Raw genomic sequence first — 19,992 nt, forward strand, 5'->3', positions numbered from 1 at the left:
AAAAGAGAAATGTTACTGATCAATAGTCTTCCCTATTTCTTCAATTTCGATGGTTTTTGCCGGTCTTTCTTTTATAAACTTATTTTCAAGAAATTTATAAACTCCCCAAACAGCAACAATAGAGATTAACCAGCCTACCATATTCACTCCCGAAAATCCTGTATAATTTACATTATCTACAGATTCAGGATCTGTTATTCCCAAATACACACCGTAACTCATCCCTAACACAATCTGGGTTCCCAGATAAATTCCAATAGCCAAAACACCGTATTGCCATTTTGTTTTTCCAAATCTTTCGGCTAATTGTGCATAATATCGGTAAGCCCCGATAAGAATAAAAATTGATAACATGATTATTATTTTGTTTTTAGTTTTTATTTAAAATCGTATCCCACATCCACCAGATACAGCCCGTGTCCTGGAGCTGAAGTACCTGCAGCGTTGCGGTTTTTATCTTCAATTACTTTACGGAGATCTTCCGGTTTCAGCTTTCCTGTACCAATTTCCACCATCGTTCCGACAATAGCACGAACCATATTTCTAAGAAAGCGGTTGGCAGAAACTGTGAATTTCAGTTCTGTTCCGTTTTGCTCCCATTCTGCTTTGTACATCTTGCAGATATTGGTTTTGTTGTCGGTTTTCAATTTTGCAAAACTGGTAAAATCTTCATATTCAAAAAGAATCTTACAGGCTTCATTCATTGCAACAATATCCAAAGATCTTTTCCAGTGCTGCCATGCAGATTCCTGGGTAAACGGATTTTTTTCCAGTGAGATATAATATTCGTAGGTCCTATAAGTTGCATCAAAACGGGCGTGAAAATCATCTTTTACCGGAAAAATTCTTTTAATGGAAATATCAGGCGGAAGAAAACTGTTCAGCCTGCGTGTAAGCTGGTCGTCCAGTTCTTTTTCAGTATCAAAATGGGCAAATATCTTTTTGGCATGAACCCCGGTATCGGTTCTTCCCGCTCCTGTTGTTTTAATCTCTTCGCGCAAAATTGTAGACAGCGCTTTTTCCAGTTCTTCCTGCACAGAAATGGCATCCGGCTGTATCTGATAGCCGAAATAATTCTTTCCGTTGTAAGAAAATTCAATAAAGTATCTCAATGTATTGTAATAACTCCACAAAAATACTTTAATTTAACGAAATATTTGTTGAAAAGTCTTTGAGAATATTACACCAAATGCCTATGAAAATTCCTATTTTTGCAATCGTATGAAAAGATGGTACCTTTATCCTTTTTCCCTTGGTTATCATTTGGTAACGGGTATCCGGAACACAATGTATGATCTGGGAATTTTTAAGTCGACAAAATTCAAAACACCGATAATCAATGTCGGAAACCTTTCTGTGGGCGGAAGCGGAAAGTCACCTATGGTGATGTATCTTGCTCAGTTCCTATCCAAACATTACAGAACCGGCGTGCTTTCACGTGGCTATGGAAGGCTGACCAAAGGTTATGAAGTAACCAATTATGAAAGCAACTACAAAATGGTAGGTGATGAAGCTATGCAGCTTTTTGAGCGTTTTAAAAACCGTTTTGTTATTGCCGTTTCGGAAGAACGTGTTCCCGGAGCTAAAAAAGTAATTGATGATATGGATCTTCAGGTTCTTGTATTGGATGATGCCATGCAGCACAGAGCTATTAAGGCTGGATTCAATATTCTGATGACTGATTTTAACGATCCTTTTTTTAAAGATTATGTGCTTCCTGCCGGAGATCTCAGAGAATCGAGAGCTGGATATAAAAGAGCCAATATCATCATGGTCAGTAAATGTCCTGATGAACTGACAGAGGAAACAAAAAGGTATTATATTTCAAGAATAAGACCTTCCTATGGGCAGAAAGTCTTCTTTTCATCCATTGGTTACGACGAAAATGTATACGGAAAAGATAAAATGCTTCCTGATAACAACCTGAATTATTATGATATTTTACTGATTACCGGAATTGCCAATCCAAAACCACTTCTGGAACATCTGGCAAAATTCTCAAAAAGAGTGAAGCATTTAAAATTCAGGGATCATCATAATTTCACCGATGATGATATTAAAAAAATCCTTGCCGAATACAAAAAACTAGGAGAATATAAACTGATATTAACCACAGAGAAAGATTACGTACGTCTGAAAACTTTTGACTATCTTAGAGAAATTGTTTACTACTGGCCTATCAATGTACTTATTGATAAGAAAGAAGAATTCAATCAAATCATCTTGGATTATGTTAGAAAAAATTAAAGAGACCGCGGATTTTATTAAAAATATTATTCAGGAAACTCCTGATTTTGCGGTTGTTTTAGGATCCGGACTGGGAAAATTACAAAATGAAGTAGAACCAATCCATAGTTTAGAGTACAAAGATATTCCTCATTTTCCACAAACTACAGTGGCCGGACACACCGGAAAACTGATTTATGGAATATTGGAAGGGAAAAAAGTACTGATGATGAGCGGCCGTTTCCATTATTATGAAGGACATTCAATGGAAACCGTTACTTTCCCGATAAGAGTTTTTCATCTGCTGGGAATTCAAAATCTTATTCTTTCCAATGCCTGTGGCGGAGTAAATCCTGCTTACAGTGTCGCAGATATTGTTATTCTGAAAGATCACATCAATATGATGCCTGAGCATCCTCTTCGCGGAAAAAATATAGATGAACTTGGACCACGTTTTGTGGACATGAGTGAGCCTTACAACAAAAAAATGATTACTGTAGCTGAACAGGCAGCAGCAGAACATGACATTAAAATTCATCAGGGAGTTTACATTGCCCTGCAGGGACCCACTTTTGAAACTCCGGCTGAATACGGAATGATTAAAGCTATTGGTGGGGATATGGTAGGAATGAGCACAGTTCCTGAAGTCATCGTTGCCAGACATATGGAAATGGATGTTTTCTGTATTTCCGTAATTACAGATCTTGGCGGTCCCGATGTAGCGTTTGCCGTTTCTCACGAAGAAGTTTTGAATGCCGCAAACAAAGCAATGCCAAATGTAATTGCCGTTGTTAAAGGATTGATTAAAAACTATCAGTAAAATAGCATACCTCAATATTACAACTGAAGACGTAATATTCCCCTCCTGTGGAGAGGTGGCAAAAATTTAAATAATTTTTGACGGGGTGGTTTATCCTATAGAAGCCATCAATATTATAAATTTTTACTAATTCCCAAGAAATCAATCTCAGATTGCCATTCATTGTTTAGATTTGTACAAATGAAATTGTTCAAGATGAAAAAGTTGATATTAATTTTTATGATGGGTATTTTTGGGATAAGCTATTCACAAAAAGTCCCCACTGTCCTTAAAACAGGATTTTCAAAAGAAGCTTTACAGCAAAAACTGGAAGATGAAGAAGGAAAAGCCATTACCATTCAGCAGATTCTAAATCAGCATAAAGGAAAAGTTTTAGTCATTGATTTTTGGGCAGGATGGTGCAGAGATTGTTTAAATGCCCTTCCAAAAGCTAAGGAATTAGAAGAAAATAACAAGAATATTGATTTTGTATTTCTATCATTAGACCGTTCAAAAGAAGGGTTTGAAAAAAGTCTTGAAAGATTTGATATGAAAAACAAAGAAAATTATTGGTTTTCTACAGGCTGGAAAAATGATTTTAACAATTATGTGGATCTTAACTGGATTCCCAGATATATGGTTATTGATCAGAAATCTTCTATTGCAAAATATTATGCAATTTCCCCCGAAGATCCGGAACTTCAGCAAACCATTGACAAACTTTTAAAATAATTGTCATTTATTTTAATCTGAAAAAACATAAAAACTCATTGAAAATCATCAGATTTCAATGAGTTTTAAAATTTTATTTATTTAACACCATGATCACAAGAGAAGCTACAGAAAAGGATTTAGAAATTCTTTTAGAATTTGAACAGGGAGTGATTACTGCTGAAAGACCTTTCAACAGTACACTTATTGAAGGAGAGATCCATTATTATGATTTAAAATTTCTGATCCAATCTCCTGATGCAACTGTAATTGTTGCTGAAGAGAATAATGAAGTCATTGCATCTGGGTATGCTCTGATTAAAAAGTCAGAAAAATATTACAACCAATTTGAAAAGTATTCTTATCTAGGTTTTATGTATGTAAAGCCGGAGCATAGAGGAAAAGGAATCAATAAAGTGATTACCGATGAACTCATTTCCTGGTCAAAATCAAGGGGAATCAGTGAGGTAAGACTTGATGTATATGCTCAAAATGAATCTGCTATCAAAGCTTATGAAAAGGCAGGTTTTGAACCTCATCTTCTCACCATGAGACTGAAATAGTAAAAGGCTGGAAGCAGGAAGATCGAAGCTGGAAGTAATTTCAGTGCAATTAATAATTAGTTGTTCTTTAAATTAATTTTCAATAAATGACATTCAATTTTTATATTGTCCTCATTAACTTCCCTCTCCCAGCTTCAAACTTCGATCATATAAAAAATTTACCGTAAATAAAGGAATCCATATCTTTGTATATGGATTTTTCTTTGCCTCTTCGTAAAATTATTCATGTGGATATGGATGCATTCTATGCTTCTGTGGAGCAGCATGATAATCCTACGTTGAAAGGCAAGCCTATAGCCGTAGGAGGCCAGCATCGCGGAGTCGTTGCAGCAGCAAGTTATGAAGCCAGAAAATATGGTGTTCGCTCCGCAATGCCCAGTAAAACAGCCAAAGAAAAATGTCCTCAGCTTATTTTTGTTCCTCCCCGATTTGCCCGATATAAAGAAATCTCCAAAAAAATCCGGGAAATTTTCTATGAATATACAGATCTGGTAGAACCTTTATCTCTGGACGAGGCCTATCTGGATGTCACTGAAAATAAAAAAGGAATGGAATCTGCCAATCTGATTGCCAAAGAAATTCGTCAGAAAATTTTTGAACAGACGGGACTTACCGCTTCTGCAGGAATTTCAATCAATAAGTTTTTAGCTAAAGTAGCTTCTGATATTAATAAACCGAATGGCCAGAAAACCATTCATCCGGATAAAATGGAGCATTTTCTGGAAGAGCTGTCGGTGGAAAAATTTTATGGTGTCGGGAAAGTTACGGCTAACAAAATGTTTAGTTTAGGTATTTATAAAGGAAAAGATTTAAAGAAGAGATCACTTGAAGATCTGGTAAGGCTCTTTGGAAAATCTGGTCAGCATTATTATAATGTAGTACGTGGGATTCATACTTCTGAAGTAAAACCTCATCGGATCCAAAAAAGTGTGGCTGTGGAAAGAACATTTTTTGAAGATCTTTTAGATGAGCAGCAGATCAATGAAAAGCTGGAAAGTCTTGCAGAGGAAATCCATCAAAGATTACAGAAAAATAATATTCTCGGAAGAACTTTAACCTTAAAAATAAAATATAAAGATTTCTCTCTTTTCACAAGAAGTATAACCAGAGAAGATTATTTTTCATCTCCGGAACAGTATTTCAATACCGGAAAAAAGCTCTGGGAACTTCGTCCCTTCGATAAGGCTGTACGCCTGCTCGGATTGTCTCTCTCCCAACTGAATACGGAAGAAAAAAAGCAGGTTTCCGTTCAACTAAAAATCCCGTTTGAGGAATTTGAAAATGAGTAGATCATATTTTTTTGCTAACTTGTATTTATCAAATCAGCAAATTTATGAATCCAACCATGATCCAATTTTTTCACTGGTATTCTGAAGGTGACGGAAAATTGTGGAAAGAAGCCGAAAAACAGGCCAAATATTTAGCAAAACTTGGAATTACTTCTGTATGGTTTCCTCCTGCCTACAAAGGGACAAATGGCGGTTATTCCATCGGATATGATGCCTATGACCTGTATGATCTTGGAGAATTTGATCAAAAGGGAACCATTCCTACCAAATACGGGACTAAAAACGATTATACAAAAGCCATTAAAGCTTTAAAGAAACAGAGTATACAGGTTATTGTAGACATTGTTCTGGGACATAAAGCCGGAGGTGATGAACTGGAAAAATTCAAGGTTGTAAAAGTAGATGAGGAAAACAGGGAAAAAGTAATTTCCGATATCATCGAAATAGAATCATATACCCAATTTACGTTTCCCGGAAGAGGAAAAAAATATTCTGATTTTGAATGGAACTTTACCTGCTTCAGCGGTGTGGATTATGCTGAAGGCATGGATTCTCATATCTATAAAATACAGTCAGAATATGGAAATGACTGGGAGGAAATGATTGATGACGAGAAAGGAAATTACGACTATCTGATGTATAATGACATTGAACACCGGAATCCTTTTGTACGGGAAGAGCTCAACAATTGGGCAAAATGGTATTTTGACCAGACAGATTTCGATGGGGTAAGACTGGATGCTTTAAAACATATTTCTTTTGATTTTTATAAAGAGTGGCTTTCCCTGCTTCGTTCCAATTCCGGAAAAAATATTTTCGCTGTAGGAGAATACTGGGCTCCGGGATATCTTCATCTGCTTCAAAAATATATTGAAGTAACGGAAGGCTGCATGAGTCTTTTTGACAGCTCCCTGCAGAATAATTTCCACAATGCCTCAAAAGAAGGCGGTTCTTATGATCTCCGAAGAATTTTTGATGAAACCCTCACTCAGGCAGATCCTATGCATGCTGTAAGTTTAGTTGCAAATCATGACACACAACCTCTGCAGGATCTTGAAGCTCCTGTAGAACCATGGTTTAAACCTATTGCTTATGCTCTTATTTTGTTGAGAAAAGACGGTTATCCATGTGTATTTTATCCCGATCTCTATGGAGCTCATTATGTGGATAAAGACAGAGAAGGTAATGATCAGGAAATTTTCATGCCTAAAGTAGATGGCATTGAAGCGTTATTAAAAGCGCGAAAAGATCATGCTTATGGTGAGCAACATGATTATTTTGAGGATGCCAACTGCCTTGGCTGGGTACGTACAGGAGATGATAAACATACCGGATGTGCTGTTGTTCTAAGCAATAAAGAGTCTTACCATAAACCTATGGAAATGGGAACATTGTATGCCGGAAAAAAATTTAAAGACCTTTTGAAAAGATGTAAAGATAAAGTGATCATTGATGAAAACGGCTGGGGAAATTTCCCTGTTCCGGCAGGAAATGTAAGCGTCTGGATTCCTGAATAAGAATCCATTCTCATAAAATAAAAAGGCACATTGACCAGATAATCAATGTGCCTTGTATTTATCAATATATTAAGCTGTATTTTAGCAATAGATATATCGGCAATTCCAGATATCTATGGCCCACTCGCAACATTGTCCGTCTTCGTTGGAAGTACAGCATACTTTGCCCCAGTTTAAGTCTCCGGCTTTTAAAGTCTTCAACTCTTCACGGTTAAGTTTTCTTACTTTGAACTCTTTTTTCGTTTTCATAATGATTATTTTTTATGGTTTAGTTATTAAATATACATTAAAATTTACAATTATGAATAAATAATAAACACCAACAACACGATTCAACATATACAATCCATATAAAAATAAATAAATAAATAAATAAATAAATATGAAAGAGGAATATTATGTCTTCAGCTGAAATATTTGAGAACATTAGAGATTTCCTCCACTTAGATATGCGGCTGAACTTTTCTGAGTTCCAGAATTTCTGGTCTTTCGGAGGTGTCAGCTATTTTTCCGGTACGGGCAAATTCCGCCCAGAGAGCTCTTAATTTTTCACCATGCTCATGAATACGGCTCCATGGAATATCTTTCAGCAGTTCAGATGATTTCCAGGCTGATTCATTTCCAAAAATCAAAGGAAGATCAATACAATGTGGTGCTCCGATAGGGTTGTCTTTCAATTTTGAATGAATTCTGAAGAGGTAAACATTTCCTCCGGCATCAGAAATATTCTGAGCAAACTGTTTTGCCGGAGTTCCGTAAATCAATTCTGTAGTTTTCTCAACCGTTTTATCCATGATTTTTAAGCCCAATCCTTTTCCGAAATATTTGTTTAAAGCCTCGGAAGTTTTAAGGTAAAATGCAGTTTCGTCATTATTAAACCCTATCAGTATATCATATTTTGGAGCATTCTTTTTCCACATGTCCAACGACTCTTCTTCTTTACACAAAGGGAAGAATCCATATTGGGTACCAAAGGGCATTGCCGCTTTCAAACCATACTTTATCACAGATGGTAAAAATCTACCGTACTCATCCATCATTTTTAGAACATCGGTTTCATCTTTCAATACTTCTGTTTTTTTCAGAAATTCCGCAGACATTTTCTGTCTTTTATGACGAAGCCCCAACGGAGCACTCTGAATAATCACCCGCTGAAATAAATCTTCTATTCCTTCTGAGATCATAAGATGGGCAATGGCATCACCTCCTGAAGACTGGCCGAGAAGGGTAATATTGTTTTCATCACCTCCTACCTCTGCGATATATTTTTTAATCCACCTCAATGCTTCAATCATATCCAGCAGTCCAAGATTCGCAGGTCTTTTTTCATCTCCTCCCAGGAATCCAAAAAGCCCCAAACGATAGGAAACCGTAACTACGATGATATGTTGTTCTTTCACCCATTCGGCAGGATCGGCAGTAGCAAGATCACCACAGCCTATTTCATGAGAGCCTCCATGAATCCAGACTACAACAGGTAATTTTTCATTTTCAGATATGATTTCCGGACGGGTTATGGAAAGGTATTGCGTAGCTTCATCAGCCTCGAAACTTTCAACAGGAGTTGCTCCTATCATTTTTTCCACAAGCGGACTTAAAGACTGTGGACAGACCGGAGTTTTTTCAGGAGAAGTAATAAGTGATGATGAAGAATACTCTAAAGGAACAGGTTTTTGAAACCTCTCAGAACAGGCATAGCGAATACTTTTAATTCTGATTATTCCATCATCTTTTAATGCAATAATTCTCCCGAAACGAGTCTCGAAAATAGTGGTGTTCTGCTGATTTGGTGTCATCTTTAGAATGGTGAAAACTTTTCTCTTTAAATTTAATTATTTAAACACAAATTGCACAATTATTATGGTGTTATTCATGTTAAGAATCTAAAAATAGTTTAAACACAAATTGCACAAATGAAAACACAGATTTTCACGAATTATCATGGTGTTATTTGTGAAATAATTAGTGTTATTCGTGTTTAAAAATCCAAAAATAGTCTAAACACAAATTGCACTAATGAAAGCACTAATGTCCACAAATTATTATGATGTTTTTTAAAACAAACTGTGTTATTCGTGTTAAAAAAATTAGTTCAGGATTTTATACTCACTCGGAGAAATTCCCACTTTGGTTTTAAAAAGTCTTGTAAAATGTTGTGGATATTTAAAGCCTAAATCATAAGAAATTTCGCTGATTGTTTTTGCCTGATCCAGAATCTGTTCTTTGGCGATATCAATAAGTTTGTTGTGAATAAATTCCTGAGCGGAAATTCCCAGTTCTTTTTTGATAAGATCTCCGAAATAATTGGCAGAAAGATTCAGTTTTTCTGCAAAGTAATTAACCATAGGGAAACCAATATTTTTGGGATTTTCAGATTTCAAATAATCATCTACAAGATTTTCAAATTTCCCAATAACTCCCTGGTTGATATGATCTCTTGTAATAAACTGGCGGTCATAAAAACGCATGCAGTAATTCAGGAACAGTTCAATATTATTAACAATTAAAGATTTGCTGTGTTTATCAATAGCCTGCTCCAGTTCCAGTTTTATATTTTTAAAACAATCCAGGACAACTTCTCTTTCTTTTTCAGAGAGGTGGAGCGCTTCATGTACATCATAAGAGAAAAATGAATAGTCTTTCATATTCTTCCCTAAGTTGGTTCCTTTTATTAAATCCGGATGAAAAATTAATGCGAATCCTGCAGGCTGAACATGTCTGTCTTTATTATAAATTCCATAGGTCTGCCCCGGAGCAATAAAAACCAATGTCCCTTCCTGATAGTCATAGCTGTGTTTGCCATACTGCATGTCTCCGCACATAACATCTTTCAGGAAAACGGTATAAAACCCAAATTTTCTTTTATACTGACAAATAGGATCAGATTTAGAAAAATCAATCACACTCACCAAAGGGTGCAGCGTTTCATGATTGGCCATTTTATTATATTCCGAGACCGTATTATAGATTTCAACCTCCTGATTTTCCATGAAGTATATTTTTATTACTATTCAAAATTACCACTTTCATTTGTAATTAAAATGAGGTCTGTAAAATTGGTAAGTAATTCGGTAATCTGTATAAGTCTGGTTTACGGAAAAGTTTCGACTTTTGTATCGTTATGGAAACTTTTAATACCAACATTTTTCCAAAAGGAGAAAAGGCTTCCCCAGATTATTTTTCCGGCGGAACAGCATGGGTTCATATCCTTAAACCCAATGAAGACAATTTGAACTGTAAGATCGGGAATGTGATTTTCGAAGCAGGATGCAGAAATAACTGGCATTCTCATGGAGGTGGGCAGATTTTAATCGTAACTTCAGGAACAGGATTTTATCAGGAAAAAGGAAAACCAGCACAGGTTCTAAACCCTGGAGATGTTGTTAATATCCTTCCAGATGTTATCCATTGGCATGGAGCAGCTCCGGACAGTTCGTTTACCCATATTGCCATCAATCCTAATACCCAAAACGGAATCGTAGAATGGCTGCAGCCTGTAACAGATGAAGAATATAATAATTTATAAACCTAAATAAACTGAATATAAAATGAGTACAATCACAGTAAAAGCTTATGGTGCAGCGTCTACCACAGCAGATCTGAAAGAAATGAATATTGAAAGAAGAGAAGTAACTTCAAAAGATGTAGAGATTGAAATTCTATACTGCGGGGTATGCCACTCTGATCTTCATACAGCAAGAAACGACTGGGGCGGATCTTTGTATCCTGTAGTTCCGGGACATGAAATCGTAGGAAGAATCACAAAAGTAGGAAGCGACGTTTCCAAATTTAAAGTAGGTGATCTTGCAGGAGTAGGATGTATTGTAGATTCCTGCGGTCATTGTGATAGCTGTCAGCATGATCTTGAACAATATTGCCTAAATGGTTTCACAGGAACATATAATGGAAAAGACAAGCATTTGGGAGGCCATACTTTTGGAGGATATTCTCAAAGAGTAGTTGTAGATTCTCATCACGTTTTAAAAGTACCTGAAAATCTTGACCTTGCTGCTGTAGCGCCTCTACTTTGTGCAGGTATTACGACATGGTCACCTTTAAAACACTGGAATGTAGGTCCTGGTTCTAAAGTAGCTGTTGTAGGTTTGGGAGGTCTGGGTCATATGGCTATTAAATTAGCAAAAGGACTGGGAGCTGAAGTTACTTTATTCTCCAGAACTCCGGGAAAAACGGATGATGCTAAACAACTGGGAGCTGATCATGTTATTATTTCTACTGATGACGCACAAATGGATTCTGTAAAAGGGAAATTCGATGTGATTATTGATACGGTTCCTTATGTACATGATGTAAATCCGTATGTAGCCACTTTAAATATCAACGGAACGCATGTTCTTGTGGGATATCTTGGAGGTTTAGAACCTATCCTTAATACGGTTCCTATGATTATGGGAAGAAAATCTGTAGCAGGTTCAGTGATCGGTGGTATTGCTGAAACGCAGGAATTACTGGATTTCTGTGGGGAGCACAATATCGTTTCAGAAATTGAAATGATCAAAATGCAGGACATCAACGAGGCATATGAAAGAATGTTGAAAAGTGATGTAAGATACCGTTTCGTCATTGATATGCAGTCTTTATAATTCTTCTATAGAATATTAACAGAAACAGGCTCTTCGGATCGAAGAGCCTGTTTTTATTTTTTCAGATTTTGGCTAAAAGCATTCTGATCCTGATTCGTTATATATCTGTTTCCTTCAGCACATTTATTATCATTTCTTTCCATGTCCTGAAAAGCCCATGCTGCCATGGCATCAATAACGGGAGCCAGTTCATTACCCGCTTCACTCAGTTTATAAGTCACATGAGGCGGTACTACAGGTTTTGCTGTCCTGATAATTAACCCGTCAGCTTCAAGCTGTTTCAGATGCTGGATGAGCATTTTTTCCGTTACGGCAGGAATTGCTTTTTTCAATTCGCTGTATCTTTTTTCTCCTGTGGAAAGATTAAACAGGATGATTGGTTTCCAGAACCCGCCAATTCTTTCCATAACATACATTACAGGACAATCCTGCACTGTTTTTTTATTCTCCTGAATGGTTGAACTTTCTTTGATCGCTGTCATATCTACATACTTTAGGGTAAGTACTTGTATAAAAGTAAGTACAAATATAACTTTGTTCTCCGAAATAAAAAAATATTTACATATGAAAATTATAATCACAGGATCACTGGGAAACGTAGCTAAACCATTAGCACAACAATTAATTGCCGAAGGACACAATATTACAGTGGTAAGCAGCAGCGATGCCAGAAAACAGGATATTGAATCTCTGGGAGCAACGCCAGCCATAGGTTCAATCACAGACATCAATTTTTTAACGCAAACATTTGATGGAGCCGATGCTGTTTTTGTCATGACTCCTCCGGCTATCAGCCCGGATAAAATCGTAGAAAATACGACCAATGCAGGAAAAAATTATGCTGAAGCTTTAAAAAATGCCAATGTAAAAAAAGCAGTAATGCTCAGCAGCGTAGGAGCAGAATCTCCGGTAGAAAATGGCCCTATTGCAGGTCTTCACAATATTGAAAAATTATATAATGAAGTGGAAAATACCTCTTTTACTTTTTTAAGAGCCGGATATTTTTATAATAATTTTTTCAATGATATTCCTTTAATTCAAAATGCAGGAATTATTGGAGGTAATTATCCTGCAGGTATTGAAGTGCCTGTGGTACATCCCAATGATATTGCCAAAGCTGCCGCTGAAGAACTGGTAAAAGATGGAAATACCAATACGATCAGATATATTGTGAGTGATGTAAGAAAAGCTTCTGATTTTGCAAAGGTTCTGGGAACTTCTGTTAATAAACCTGAACTTCCATGGGTAGAATTCTCTGATGAAGATTCTTTAAACGGAATGCTTCAGGCAGGTTTACCGGAAGATATGGCCAAACTGTATGTTGAAATGGGACGAGGAATAAGAACCGGTGTGGTACAAAAAGATTTTATTGACCATGGTTCTCCCGTAACAGGAAACATCAAGCTAGAAGATTTTGCGAAGGAATTTTCTTCTAAATTCTAATTTCTTTTGTCTTTTCAAGATTGATAAAATAGAATCGGCGCACCAAAGGTGCGCCGATTCTATTTTTAATATGACATCTTAAATTTAAGATTATTTTTTTTCTTTCAGGGTTTCTTTTAAAACTTTCAGTTTTCCGTCAATGGGCTGATCTATTTTTAATCCTAAAACCTCAGCAACCAAGGGATAAACATTGATATTGGCAAATTCGCTGATCACCAGATTATTTTTAAATTCCGGTCCCCATGCAAAGAAAGTAGCTTTCATTTCCGGAACTACTTTAGGATTGTAGCCGTGCTTTCCAACAGATGTTTTCTTTCCTTTTTCCAGAAAGATTTTAGGAGCTTTTGGAATCAGAAGAATCTGACCTATTCTGTGGTACTGATCATCTCTTGTGGCAAAGTGCAGATATCTAGGCAGTTTTTTATCCAGATATACTTCGTAATCATCTGTTTTATTAGCTTTCAGTTCTTTGTAAACCGCTTTTATCTCTTCTGGATTTTTAACGTAAACTCTCAGTAAAGTCTGGGAATTGTAAATATCAAATCTGTTTTTATCAAAAAGAACAGCAGGAATCTCCAAAGGTGTACCTCCATCTACTTTGATCATTCCGTGGTCTGAAACAAAAATAAAGTTGACATTTTTTAATCCTAAATCATTTACTTTCTGAACAAGATCACCAATTGCCTGATCTATCAGATGAACAGCATTTTCTGTTTCTTTGGTATCCGGACCATAATGATGCCCGCTTCCATCCACTTCCGGAAAATATAATGAAATAAAGTGAGGTCTTTTATCTTCCGGTAATTTCAGCCAGTTTACAACTTTTCCTACTTTTTCAGAAGGAGTAAATTTCTCGTGATACGGATAATAATAAGTAGGTCTTATTCCTCCTGCATCGCTGGCAGATCCTACCCACATTAAAGAAGCTGAGATCATTCCCTGTTTTTCAGCAAGTCCCCAAAGCGGAGTTCCTCCGTACCAGCTTCCGTCCTCAGCATTTTTTTTGTTGCTCATTGCATACCCTTCCTTTCTCTTGTAATCGTAGAAAAAGTTATCAATCAGTCCATGATGAGAAGGATAAAGTCCGGTGATTAAACTCCAGTGGTTGGGAAAAGTAATACTGGGATAGCTTGGAATCATTGCTTCAGCCTTTACACCTCCATTAGCCAGCTTCAAAAGATTTTCAGCATTGTATTTTTGGGCATAGTCATACCGGAAACCATCCGTAGAGATCATAATTACGTAAGGTTTTGCCTGAGCTTCCGTACTGTTTTGTCTTCCCGGTATAACAACCTGGGCTGTATCAATATTGACCTGTTGTGCAAAAGCTGTAAAGGAAATTAGCAGCAGTAAAAAATGGATTCCTCGCTTCATTATTTAAAAATTTTCGGCAAAGTTACATCCTATACTTCTCCCTGAAAAGTTTAAGAGATTAAAAGTATATTAAAACCTTCTTATTTTTTCTGAATCAAAATTACTCCCTGCTAAATAGATCTTTTCATTTCAAATTGTGACAACCAATTGTTCAGTCCTATTTTTTCGCTAAGGAATTTACTGGTGTTTTCTGAGGAGTCATCTACATTATTCAAGGCTATCGTCTGTCCGTTATTTTTTTCTCTAATAGCATTAAAAAGCATTGTCCCAATTCCACGGTTTCTATAATTTTTATCTACAGCAAACTGATATATTTTTTTTGCTGCAGAACCATAAACGATATATCCTGCCAGCTGCTCTCCATCATAAGCTCCTAACGTGATATAGTTTTCCGGCATTGGCTCTAATACGAATACAGATCCCTGCCAGGAAGGTTCAATATCCCAAAAAGAACGTAGTATGTTCCATTGAAAGTCTTTCAGATCTTTTATCAATATTCCGGCATTTTCTTCTCCATGCTTAATGTTTCCATTAAAGCAAAGCAGCCTTCTGACAATGCAAAATCCTAAATTTTCATAGGCTCTGATGGCCGGCTGATTTCCTTCAATAACTTCAAGCAGTAATGTATTGGCATTTCTTTCTTTTAAAATGGGAATAATAAAATCGTACATTTTTCTCACCAGCCCTTTCCCTCTGTTTTCCGGAACGACTCCTGTTCCTCCATTGTAAATAATCTTCTCCCCATTTTCTATTTTTTCAGACTGAAGAATAAAACCTACCAATTTTCCTTCTTCAAAAGCTCCGGCGGACAAACTCATATCTAATTTCTCTGCTGCTATTTTTGAGATGAGTACTTCTTTTGTCAGGTGAAAAGGAACAACATAATCAGAAAATGAATGATTGAACACAGATAAAAGTTCATCTATCGTGATATGGGATAACGTTTTAAATTCCATGGGTTGCAAAAAATTATAATGCCAAGAGACGGCCTTTTATTAAAAATCGGGATCTACACAAATATATGAATTTTAGGCCAATCTGTCTGGAATTGTTACTTTAATAAAAAATGACACCTCTGAAAAATCAGAGGCATCATTGCTAAATATTTAGGTGTGCTTTTTCTAAAAATTATTCTTTAATCAGTTTTTCGTAAGATGTAGTTCCATCTTTAAGTTGAATTTCAAGATAATAGCTTCCTGATTTCAGATCTTCAACATTGATACTTTCACCCTCCGGTTTTACGGATTTTATCTTTCTTCCGGTTGCTTCATAGATATCAACACTTCTAATTTTATCAAAGTTTTTGAAGTTTACCGTTGATTTCGCCGGGTTCGGGTAAAGATTTACCTTCTTGCTATTGGAAGCAATTTCGTTAGTAGATAAACTTGCTGCTGTCATGGTTAAAGAAGCATATCCTCTTCCTGCATCATGATATCCTAAAGAAGTTCCGGTACTTTTACGGGAATAAAAGATATTGATTGTTCCGGCAGCATTGGCAATCGCAAAATCTCCTGACCCACCTGAAAGGGATCTTGTTGCCACTACAGTTCTTGTGCTTCCGGAAATGGTATTGGAAGTTTCCGTCCAGTCCTGAGAAGCATCTGCATTAGGTGTTGTCATCCCAATAAATGTATAATCTCTGTTCGCCGATGTATTATAAATAAACCCATCTGATCCTGGAGCCATTCCTACAGTTCCAAAACCTATTCCCAACATAGAGTTGCTGTCCCCTGTTACCGTAATCGTTACTCCGGTTGGAGTCGTATCTAATTTCACCGTCATAGCTGTACTGGGTAGATTTACAACGCCTGACGAAAACTGTGCCCATGCAAAATTAGCAAGAGCTAAACTAAGTACTAGTAAAGTTTTTTTCATATCAATTTTTAAAAAGGTTAATAATTTCTTTGTTGTTGGTTTGCAATGCATATTCAAAAGGAGTCATTCCCATTGAATCTTTTTTTGTTTTATCAGCTTTATATCTAAGCAGCTGCTCTATCATTTCTTTATTTCCTGATTTTACCGCCCAGAATAAAGGAGTGTATCCCGTAGCATCTGCAATATTGGGATCTGCTTTTTTCTTTAACAAGTGTTCTACCAGGTCTTTGTTGTATTTAATAGCAAGACCGGCAAGTGCTGTTCCTTCGCGGCTTTTGTAGTTTACATCTTTTACGTTATCAATCAGAAAATCTGCAACGCCTGTATTTCCTCTGTAACATGCTAAAATAAGGGGTGAAAATCCGTTCTCATTCGTTTGATTAATGATATCCGGATTTTGTTTCATCAACTCCTGAACTTCAGTTACGGTTCCGCTTCTGGCAATATCAAATATTGATTTTATTTTTTCCTGAGCAGATATCAATGAGCCCAGAAATAGTCCTAAAATTAAGATTACATTTCTCATTGTTTTACCATTACGTAGTTGTATTCGATGTTAACATTTTCAGCCACTTTCTTAGTCACCATTTTAGGAATGGTCACTTTATAATCAGCAGGTCTGGCCATAAATCCGCCCTGCATATAGATTTTTCCGTCTTTTGCATATAGAGTGGCTGCAGAAGCAACAGCTTTGTCTACACCGTGAAAGTTTAACGTTCCCTGAACGGTATATTTCTGAGGACTTGCCGTAAGTTTTGTTTTATCAAAGTTGACTATTTTCCCTTTGAAAGTTGTTTTCGGATATTTTGCAGATTCTGCATAGCTTTCATTGAAATGCTCTTCCATTAATTTTGTTTTAAAATGAAAGTTTTTAACGGTTGAAACTGATGCCATCTCACCATTGTCTGCATTGAGAATCACCACATTGTTATCATCCTGGGCAAAAATATCATCAAACAAAGGAACCGAAGCTTCAAAAGTCACTTTCCCTGTTTTAGAACTGTATTTTTGTGCTGAAGCGTACCCTGCAGAAAAGAGTAATACGCTTAATAATGCTAATTTTTTCATATCAATTTTTTTTAATTTTCATTTAATCCGTCAGCTTTCCACTTGATGAAAATATTAATCTGGGTAGCAGACAAAGATCCTCCCTGTGGCATTTTTCCGGGATCACCGTTAGGTCTTTGGATACGGTCCAGAATTCCGTCTATATTATTTTTGACCTGATCATAAGTAACTAAAGGTTTAAAGCTTCCTGCAGAATGACAGCCTATGCAGCTGTTATCTACAATCGGTTTTACATCTGCTGTATATTTTACCGGAGCAGTGATTGGTGTGTTGTCAGAAATCTCTTCATAAGTTCTGCTGTCACAAGCCATCAGTATGATTGCTGATGACGATATCAATAAGGATGTTAGCTTTTTCATATTAAAAAACTCTATAAAGATTAAACCCAAAGAAAATATGTCCCTTTCCCCATGCTCCTGTGGCATTGGTAAGATATCCGATATCTGAATTTATCTGGGAGTTTGTTAGTAAAAGCTGGAACACGTGTCCTCCTGTTTCTATATCCACCCCTAATGATAAAGGATTTTTATAAAAACTGTGATCGTCAAAATTCACAAAATATTCTGCATTCAGAGAAACTCTTTTTGAGATTTTGTAGCGTCCTCCCAAACCTGCCAGAAACTGGTTTTTGTTTTCAATAGTAGGTTCGTAAAGATTTTTGTGAACGAAGGAAGGGGTAAGCTGTACGGAAAGCTTATCACTGAACCTTCTTGAGATTAATGCCTGAGTAAGATAAGAAAGCCTGTCACTGAATTTCAGGTGTGGATACGTATCTTTATCCAGTTCAGTATTGGCACCCATTACATTGTACCCCACAATATCCACCGGAAAGTTTTCACTTTGTTTTACCAGTCGGTATTTCACTGCTCCTTCAAACGTTTTCATATTCGTTTCTCTGGAAAGGCTTACAGATACTGCATCTGAGATACCGTAGATAACACCTAGTTTGGTAGAAGCATGATCCAGACCAAAAAAGTCTTTAAATCCTGCGCTTATATCTCCAAATCTGTGGGCAACGATAATGTACCATTCTTTTTTGGCAGCCAGTTTTGTAGATTGTCCTGTAACAATCTGAAGAGCTTTGAAGGCGGGTTGTGAGGTTTCTGTGTTGGTTTTCACCGTGTCAATATCTTTCAACAGATCTTCCTGTGCAAAGACAAGACCTGAAGAAAATACTGACAAAAATAAGAGAGTTTTTGTCATATACAATTTGAATTAAATTATGATATGACAAACTTATCGAGTTCTCAATTCAAAAATAGGTGATAAAAGTCACCACTCAAATTGTTTTTATCAATGATAGAAATAAACAATTCAAACAAATAAAATTAGATCATCCTAACATTTTCATTTACAGGAACTTTTATTCCTTCTTTGGTCTGAACGATTTCACCTTCGCTTTCAATTTTTTTCAAAACTCTGCTCACCACTTCTCTGGAAGTTCCCAAACTGTTGGCAATTTCACGATGGGTGATCTTAATAGGGTTGCTTCCTGTGGTGGAAATCTGCTGTTTAATATAGTTCAGCACTCTCTTGTCAAGCCTGTGAAAAACGGCATCATTTACCATATTCATGACTTCTGAAAATCTGCGGTCATATTCATGATAAAACAGTTTATTGATTTCCGGAAATTTAATCAGCCATTCATGCATTATGGAAACAGGGACGAGAATAGCTTTTGAGTCTTCTTCTGCTACGGCATATACTCTGCTGATATAATCCGTCAAAATAGAAGAAAAGGTCATAAGACAACTATCTTTAGGCTTAATATAATAGTAGATGAGCTCTCTTCCATCATTAAGGGTAAAAACCTTGATAGATCCTTTTATTAAGAAAGGGACAAACTTATTCTTCTGCCCTTCTCTTATGATTTCAGTTTTTGCTTTTATATCAATGGCAACAGCATGCTTTTCGAGCTCGGATAAAAAATCAGTGCCCAGAAAGCCAAATTTACTTACAGCGAACGAGTTATCAATCATATCTTATATTTTCTGATTTTTCTTAAACAAAGATATAAAATTGCTATATCGTTACTATATATTTTTACTTTATTAAAGAAAATTAACAATTAAACAGATTTTAATCTTCTTTACTAGAGTGTAGAATAAAAAAATGCCCTGGTTTTCCAGGGCATTCTTTATATTATTGTAAAAGAAATCTTACGCTTGAACGTTGTTTCCTCCTAATACGAAAGGCTCAACTTCTTTGATTTCTCCGAACTGCTGCTCGTAGTTAGCGATGTTCTGTTGAAGAGCGTTTAATACTCTTTTAGCGTGAAGTGGAGCAAGAATTACTCTTGATCTTACTTTCGCTTGCTGAACACCTGGCATCAACTGAATAAAGTCTACTACAAATTCAGATGGAGAGTGGTTTACTAAAGCTAGGTTAGCATAGATACCAGCAGCTACCATTTCGTTTAATTCGATGTTGATGTTTCCGTCTTGTGGATTTTGATTGTTGTCCATTGTTATAAATTATGTTTTTAAAATTCGAAATTTGAGATTGTGAAAATATAAAAATAATTTC

Annotated in this window: 24 protein-coding genes; 9 read left to right on the top strand and 15 right to left on the bottom strand. The window is 36.3% G+C overall.

Translation table 11 applies throughout. The features are described 5' to 3' along the window. Window positions 1-12 precede the first annotated feature (12 nt). Both CQ022_RS11850 and truA read right to left on the bottom strand, forming a co-directional pair. A complete protein-coding gene (locus CQ022_RS11850; RefSeq protein WP_105681582.1) occupies window positions 13-354 on the bottom strand; it encodes a hypothetical protein in 342 nt (113 codons plus the stop codon). A gap of 23 nt (window positions 355-377) precedes the next feature. Continuing rightward, entirely contained in the window at window positions 378-1,133 is a 756-nt protein-coding gene (truA, locus tag CQ022_RS11855; RefSeq protein ID WP_228421872.1) for a tRNA pseudouridine(38-40) synthase TruA, read from the bottom strand. An 88-nt stretch (window positions 1,134-1,221) separates the two neighbouring features. Here truA and lpxK point away from each other — a divergent pair, with 88 nt between their 5' ends. The 6 genes from lpxK (at window position 1,222) to CQ022_RS11885 (ending at window position 7,105) form a co-directional block, all read left to right on the top strand. Continuing rightward, on the top strand, window positions 1,222-2,247 hold the full coding sequence (gene lpxK, locus CQ022_RS11860) for a tetraacyldisaccharide 4'-kinase (protein ID WP_079243242.1): 1,026 nt from the start codon (window positions 1,222-1,224) through the stop codon (window positions 2,245-2,247). Further along, window positions 2,231-3,046, top strand: coding sequence for a purine-nucleoside phosphorylase (locus CQ022_RS11865; protein WP_105681584.1), 816 nt, complete (start codon window positions 2,231-2,233; stop codon window positions 3,044-3,046). Before lpxK ends, CQ022_RS11865 begins: the two co-directional genes overlap by 17 nt. A 195-nt stretch (window positions 3,047-3,241) precedes the next feature. Further along, window positions 3,242-3,757 carry a TlpA family protein disulfide reductase gene (locus CQ022_RS11870; protein WP_105681585.1) on the top strand — a complete coding sequence of 172 codons (516 nt, stop codon included), beginning with the start codon at window positions 3,242-3,244 and terminating at the stop codon, window positions 3,755-3,757. 89 nt (window positions 3,758-3,846) lie between these two features. Beyond that, window positions 3,847-4,299, top strand: coding sequence for a GNAT family N-acetyltransferase (locus CQ022_RS11875; protein ID WP_105681586.1), 453 nt, complete (start codon window positions 3,847-3,849; stop codon window positions 4,297-4,299). 191 nt (window positions 4,300-4,490) lie between these two features. Beyond that, on the top strand, window positions 4,491-5,588 hold the full coding sequence (gene dinB, locus CQ022_RS11880; RefSeq protein ID WP_105681587.1) for a DNA polymerase IV: 1,098 nt from the start codon (window positions 4,491-4,493) through the stop codon (window positions 5,586-5,588). A gap of 44 nt (window positions 5,589-5,632) precedes the next feature. Continuing rightward, complete coding sequence (locus tag CQ022_RS11885) at window positions 5,633-7,105, top strand: alpha-amylase (protein WP_105681588.1); 1,473 nt, start codon at window positions 5,633-5,635, stop codon at window positions 7,103-7,105. An 81-nt stretch (window positions 7,106-7,186) separates the two neighbouring features. Here the strand turns inward: CQ022_RS11885 and CQ022_RS22975 are convergent, their stop codons facing one another. The 3 genes from CQ022_RS22975 to CQ022_RS11895 all read right to left on the bottom strand — a co-directional run bounded on the left by CQ022_RS22975 (window position 7,187) and on the right by CQ022_RS11895 (window position 10,095). Then, a complete protein-coding gene (locus tag CQ022_RS22975) occupies window positions 7,187-7,354 on the bottom strand; it encodes a hypothetical protein (protein WP_158521389.1) in 168 nt (55 codons plus the stop codon). A gap of 194 nt (window positions 7,355-7,548) precedes the next feature. Next, window positions 7,549-8,901 carry a carboxylesterase family protein gene (locus CQ022_RS11890; RefSeq protein ID WP_105681589.1) on the bottom strand — a complete coding sequence of 451 codons (1,353 nt, stop codon included), beginning with the start codon at window positions 8,899-8,901 and terminating at the stop codon, window positions 7,549-7,551. 291 nt (window positions 8,902-9,192) lie between these two features. Further along, window positions 9,193-10,095 (bottom strand): helix-turn-helix domain-containing protein, encoded by a 903-nt coding sequence (locus tag CQ022_RS11895; RefSeq protein ID WP_105681590.1) that lies wholly within the window; start codon window positions 10,093-10,095, stop codon window positions 9,193-9,195. A 131-nt stretch (window positions 10,096-10,226) separates the two neighbouring features. Between CQ022_RS11895 and CQ022_RS11900 the strand changes: the two genes are divergently transcribed. Then, window positions 10,227-10,631, top strand: coding sequence for a cupin domain-containing protein (locus CQ022_RS11900; protein WP_105681591.1), 405 nt, complete (start codon window positions 10,227-10,229; stop codon window positions 10,629-10,631). A 22-nt stretch (window positions 10,632-10,653) separates the two neighbouring features. Further along, window positions 10,654-11,706: an NAD(P)-dependent alcohol dehydrogenase gene (locus CQ022_RS11905; protein WP_105681592.1), complete on the top strand. Its 1,053-nt coding sequence runs from the start codon at window positions 10,654-10,656 to the stop codon at window positions 11,704-11,706. Between the two features lie 53 nt (window positions 11,707-11,759). Here the strand turns inward: CQ022_RS11905 and CQ022_RS11910 are convergent, their stop codons facing one another. Next, window positions 11,760-12,188: a winged helix-turn-helix transcriptional regulator gene (locus CQ022_RS11910; protein ID WP_105681593.1), complete on the bottom strand. Its 429-nt coding sequence runs from the start codon at window positions 12,186-12,188 to the stop codon at window positions 11,760-11,762. A gap of 82 nt (window positions 12,189-12,270) precedes the next feature. Here CQ022_RS11910 and CQ022_RS11915 point away from each other — a divergent pair, with 82 nt between their 5' ends. Beyond that, complete coding sequence (locus tag CQ022_RS11915; RefSeq protein ID WP_105681594.1) at window positions 12,271-13,149, top strand: NAD(P)H-binding protein; 879 nt, start codon at window positions 12,271-12,273, stop codon at window positions 13,147-13,149. A 90-nt stretch (window positions 13,150-13,239) separates the two neighbouring features. Here CQ022_RS11915 and CQ022_RS11920 read toward each other — a convergent pair whose 3' ends face one another. The 9 genes from CQ022_RS11920 to CQ022_RS11960 all read right to left on the bottom strand — a co-directional run bounded on the left by CQ022_RS11920 (window position 13,240) and on the right by CQ022_RS11960 (window position 19,931). Then, window positions 13,240-14,523 (bottom strand): ectonucleotide pyrophosphatase/phosphodiesterase, encoded by a 1,284-nt coding sequence (locus tag CQ022_RS11920; RefSeq protein WP_105681595.1) that lies wholly within the window; start codon window positions 14,521-14,523, stop codon window positions 13,240-13,242. 110 nt (window positions 14,524-14,633) lie between these two features. Beyond that, window positions 14,634-15,479, bottom strand: coding sequence for a GNAT family N-acetyltransferase (locus CQ022_RS11925; protein WP_105681596.1), 846 nt, complete (start codon window positions 15,477-15,479; stop codon window positions 14,634-14,636). A 172-nt stretch (window positions 15,480-15,651) separates the two neighbouring features. Beyond that, window positions 15,652-16,398: a T9SS type A sorting domain-containing protein gene (locus tag CQ022_RS11930; protein WP_105681597.1), complete on the bottom strand. Its 747-nt coding sequence runs from the start codon at window positions 16,396-16,398 to the stop codon at window positions 15,652-15,654. A 1-nt stretch (window position 16,399) separates the two neighbouring features. Continuing rightward, window positions 16,400-16,924, bottom strand: a complete 525-nt coding sequence (locus CQ022_RS11935; RefSeq protein WP_105681598.1) for an ankyrin repeat domain-containing protein — start codon at window positions 16,922-16,924, stop codon at window positions 16,400-16,402. Next, a complete protein-coding gene (locus tag CQ022_RS11940; protein ID WP_105681599.1) occupies window positions 16,921-17,466 on the bottom strand; it encodes a YceI family protein in 546 nt (181 codons plus the stop codon). Before CQ022_RS11940 ends, CQ022_RS11935 begins: the two co-directional genes overlap by 4 nt. Before the next feature lie 11 nt (window positions 17,467-17,477). Beyond that, the gene (locus CQ022_RS11945; RefSeq protein WP_228421548.1) at window positions 17,478-17,825 is read right to left on the bottom strand and encodes a hypothetical protein; all 348 of its coding nucleotides are present in this window, start codon (window positions 17,823-17,825) and stop codon (window positions 17,478-17,480) included. A gap of 1 nt (window position 17,826) precedes the next feature. After that, window positions 17,827-18,669, bottom strand: coding sequence for a DUF5777 family beta-barrel protein (locus CQ022_RS11950; RefSeq protein ID WP_105681601.1), 843 nt, complete (start codon window positions 18,667-18,669; stop codon window positions 17,827-17,829). Between the two features lie 125 nt (window positions 18,670-18,794). Next, complete coding sequence (locus CQ022_RS11955; RefSeq protein ID WP_105681602.1) at window positions 18,795-19,445, bottom strand: Crp/Fnr family transcriptional regulator; 651 nt, start codon at window positions 19,443-19,445, stop codon at window positions 18,795-18,797. 180 nt (window positions 19,446-19,625) lie between these two features. Beyond that, a complete protein-coding gene (locus CQ022_RS11960) occupies window positions 19,626-19,931 on the bottom strand; it encodes a DUF3467 domain-containing protein (RefSeq protein ID WP_002976436.1) in 306 nt (101 codons plus the stop codon). Window positions 19,932-19,992: the final 61 nt, after the last annotated feature.

It is taken from the genome of Chryseobacterium culicis, from assembly GCF_002979755.1.
In the GTDB taxonomy this organism is placed as follows: domain Bacteria; phylum Bacteroidota; class Bacteroidia; order Flavobacteriales; family Weeksellaceae; genus Chryseobacterium; species Chryseobacterium culicis_A.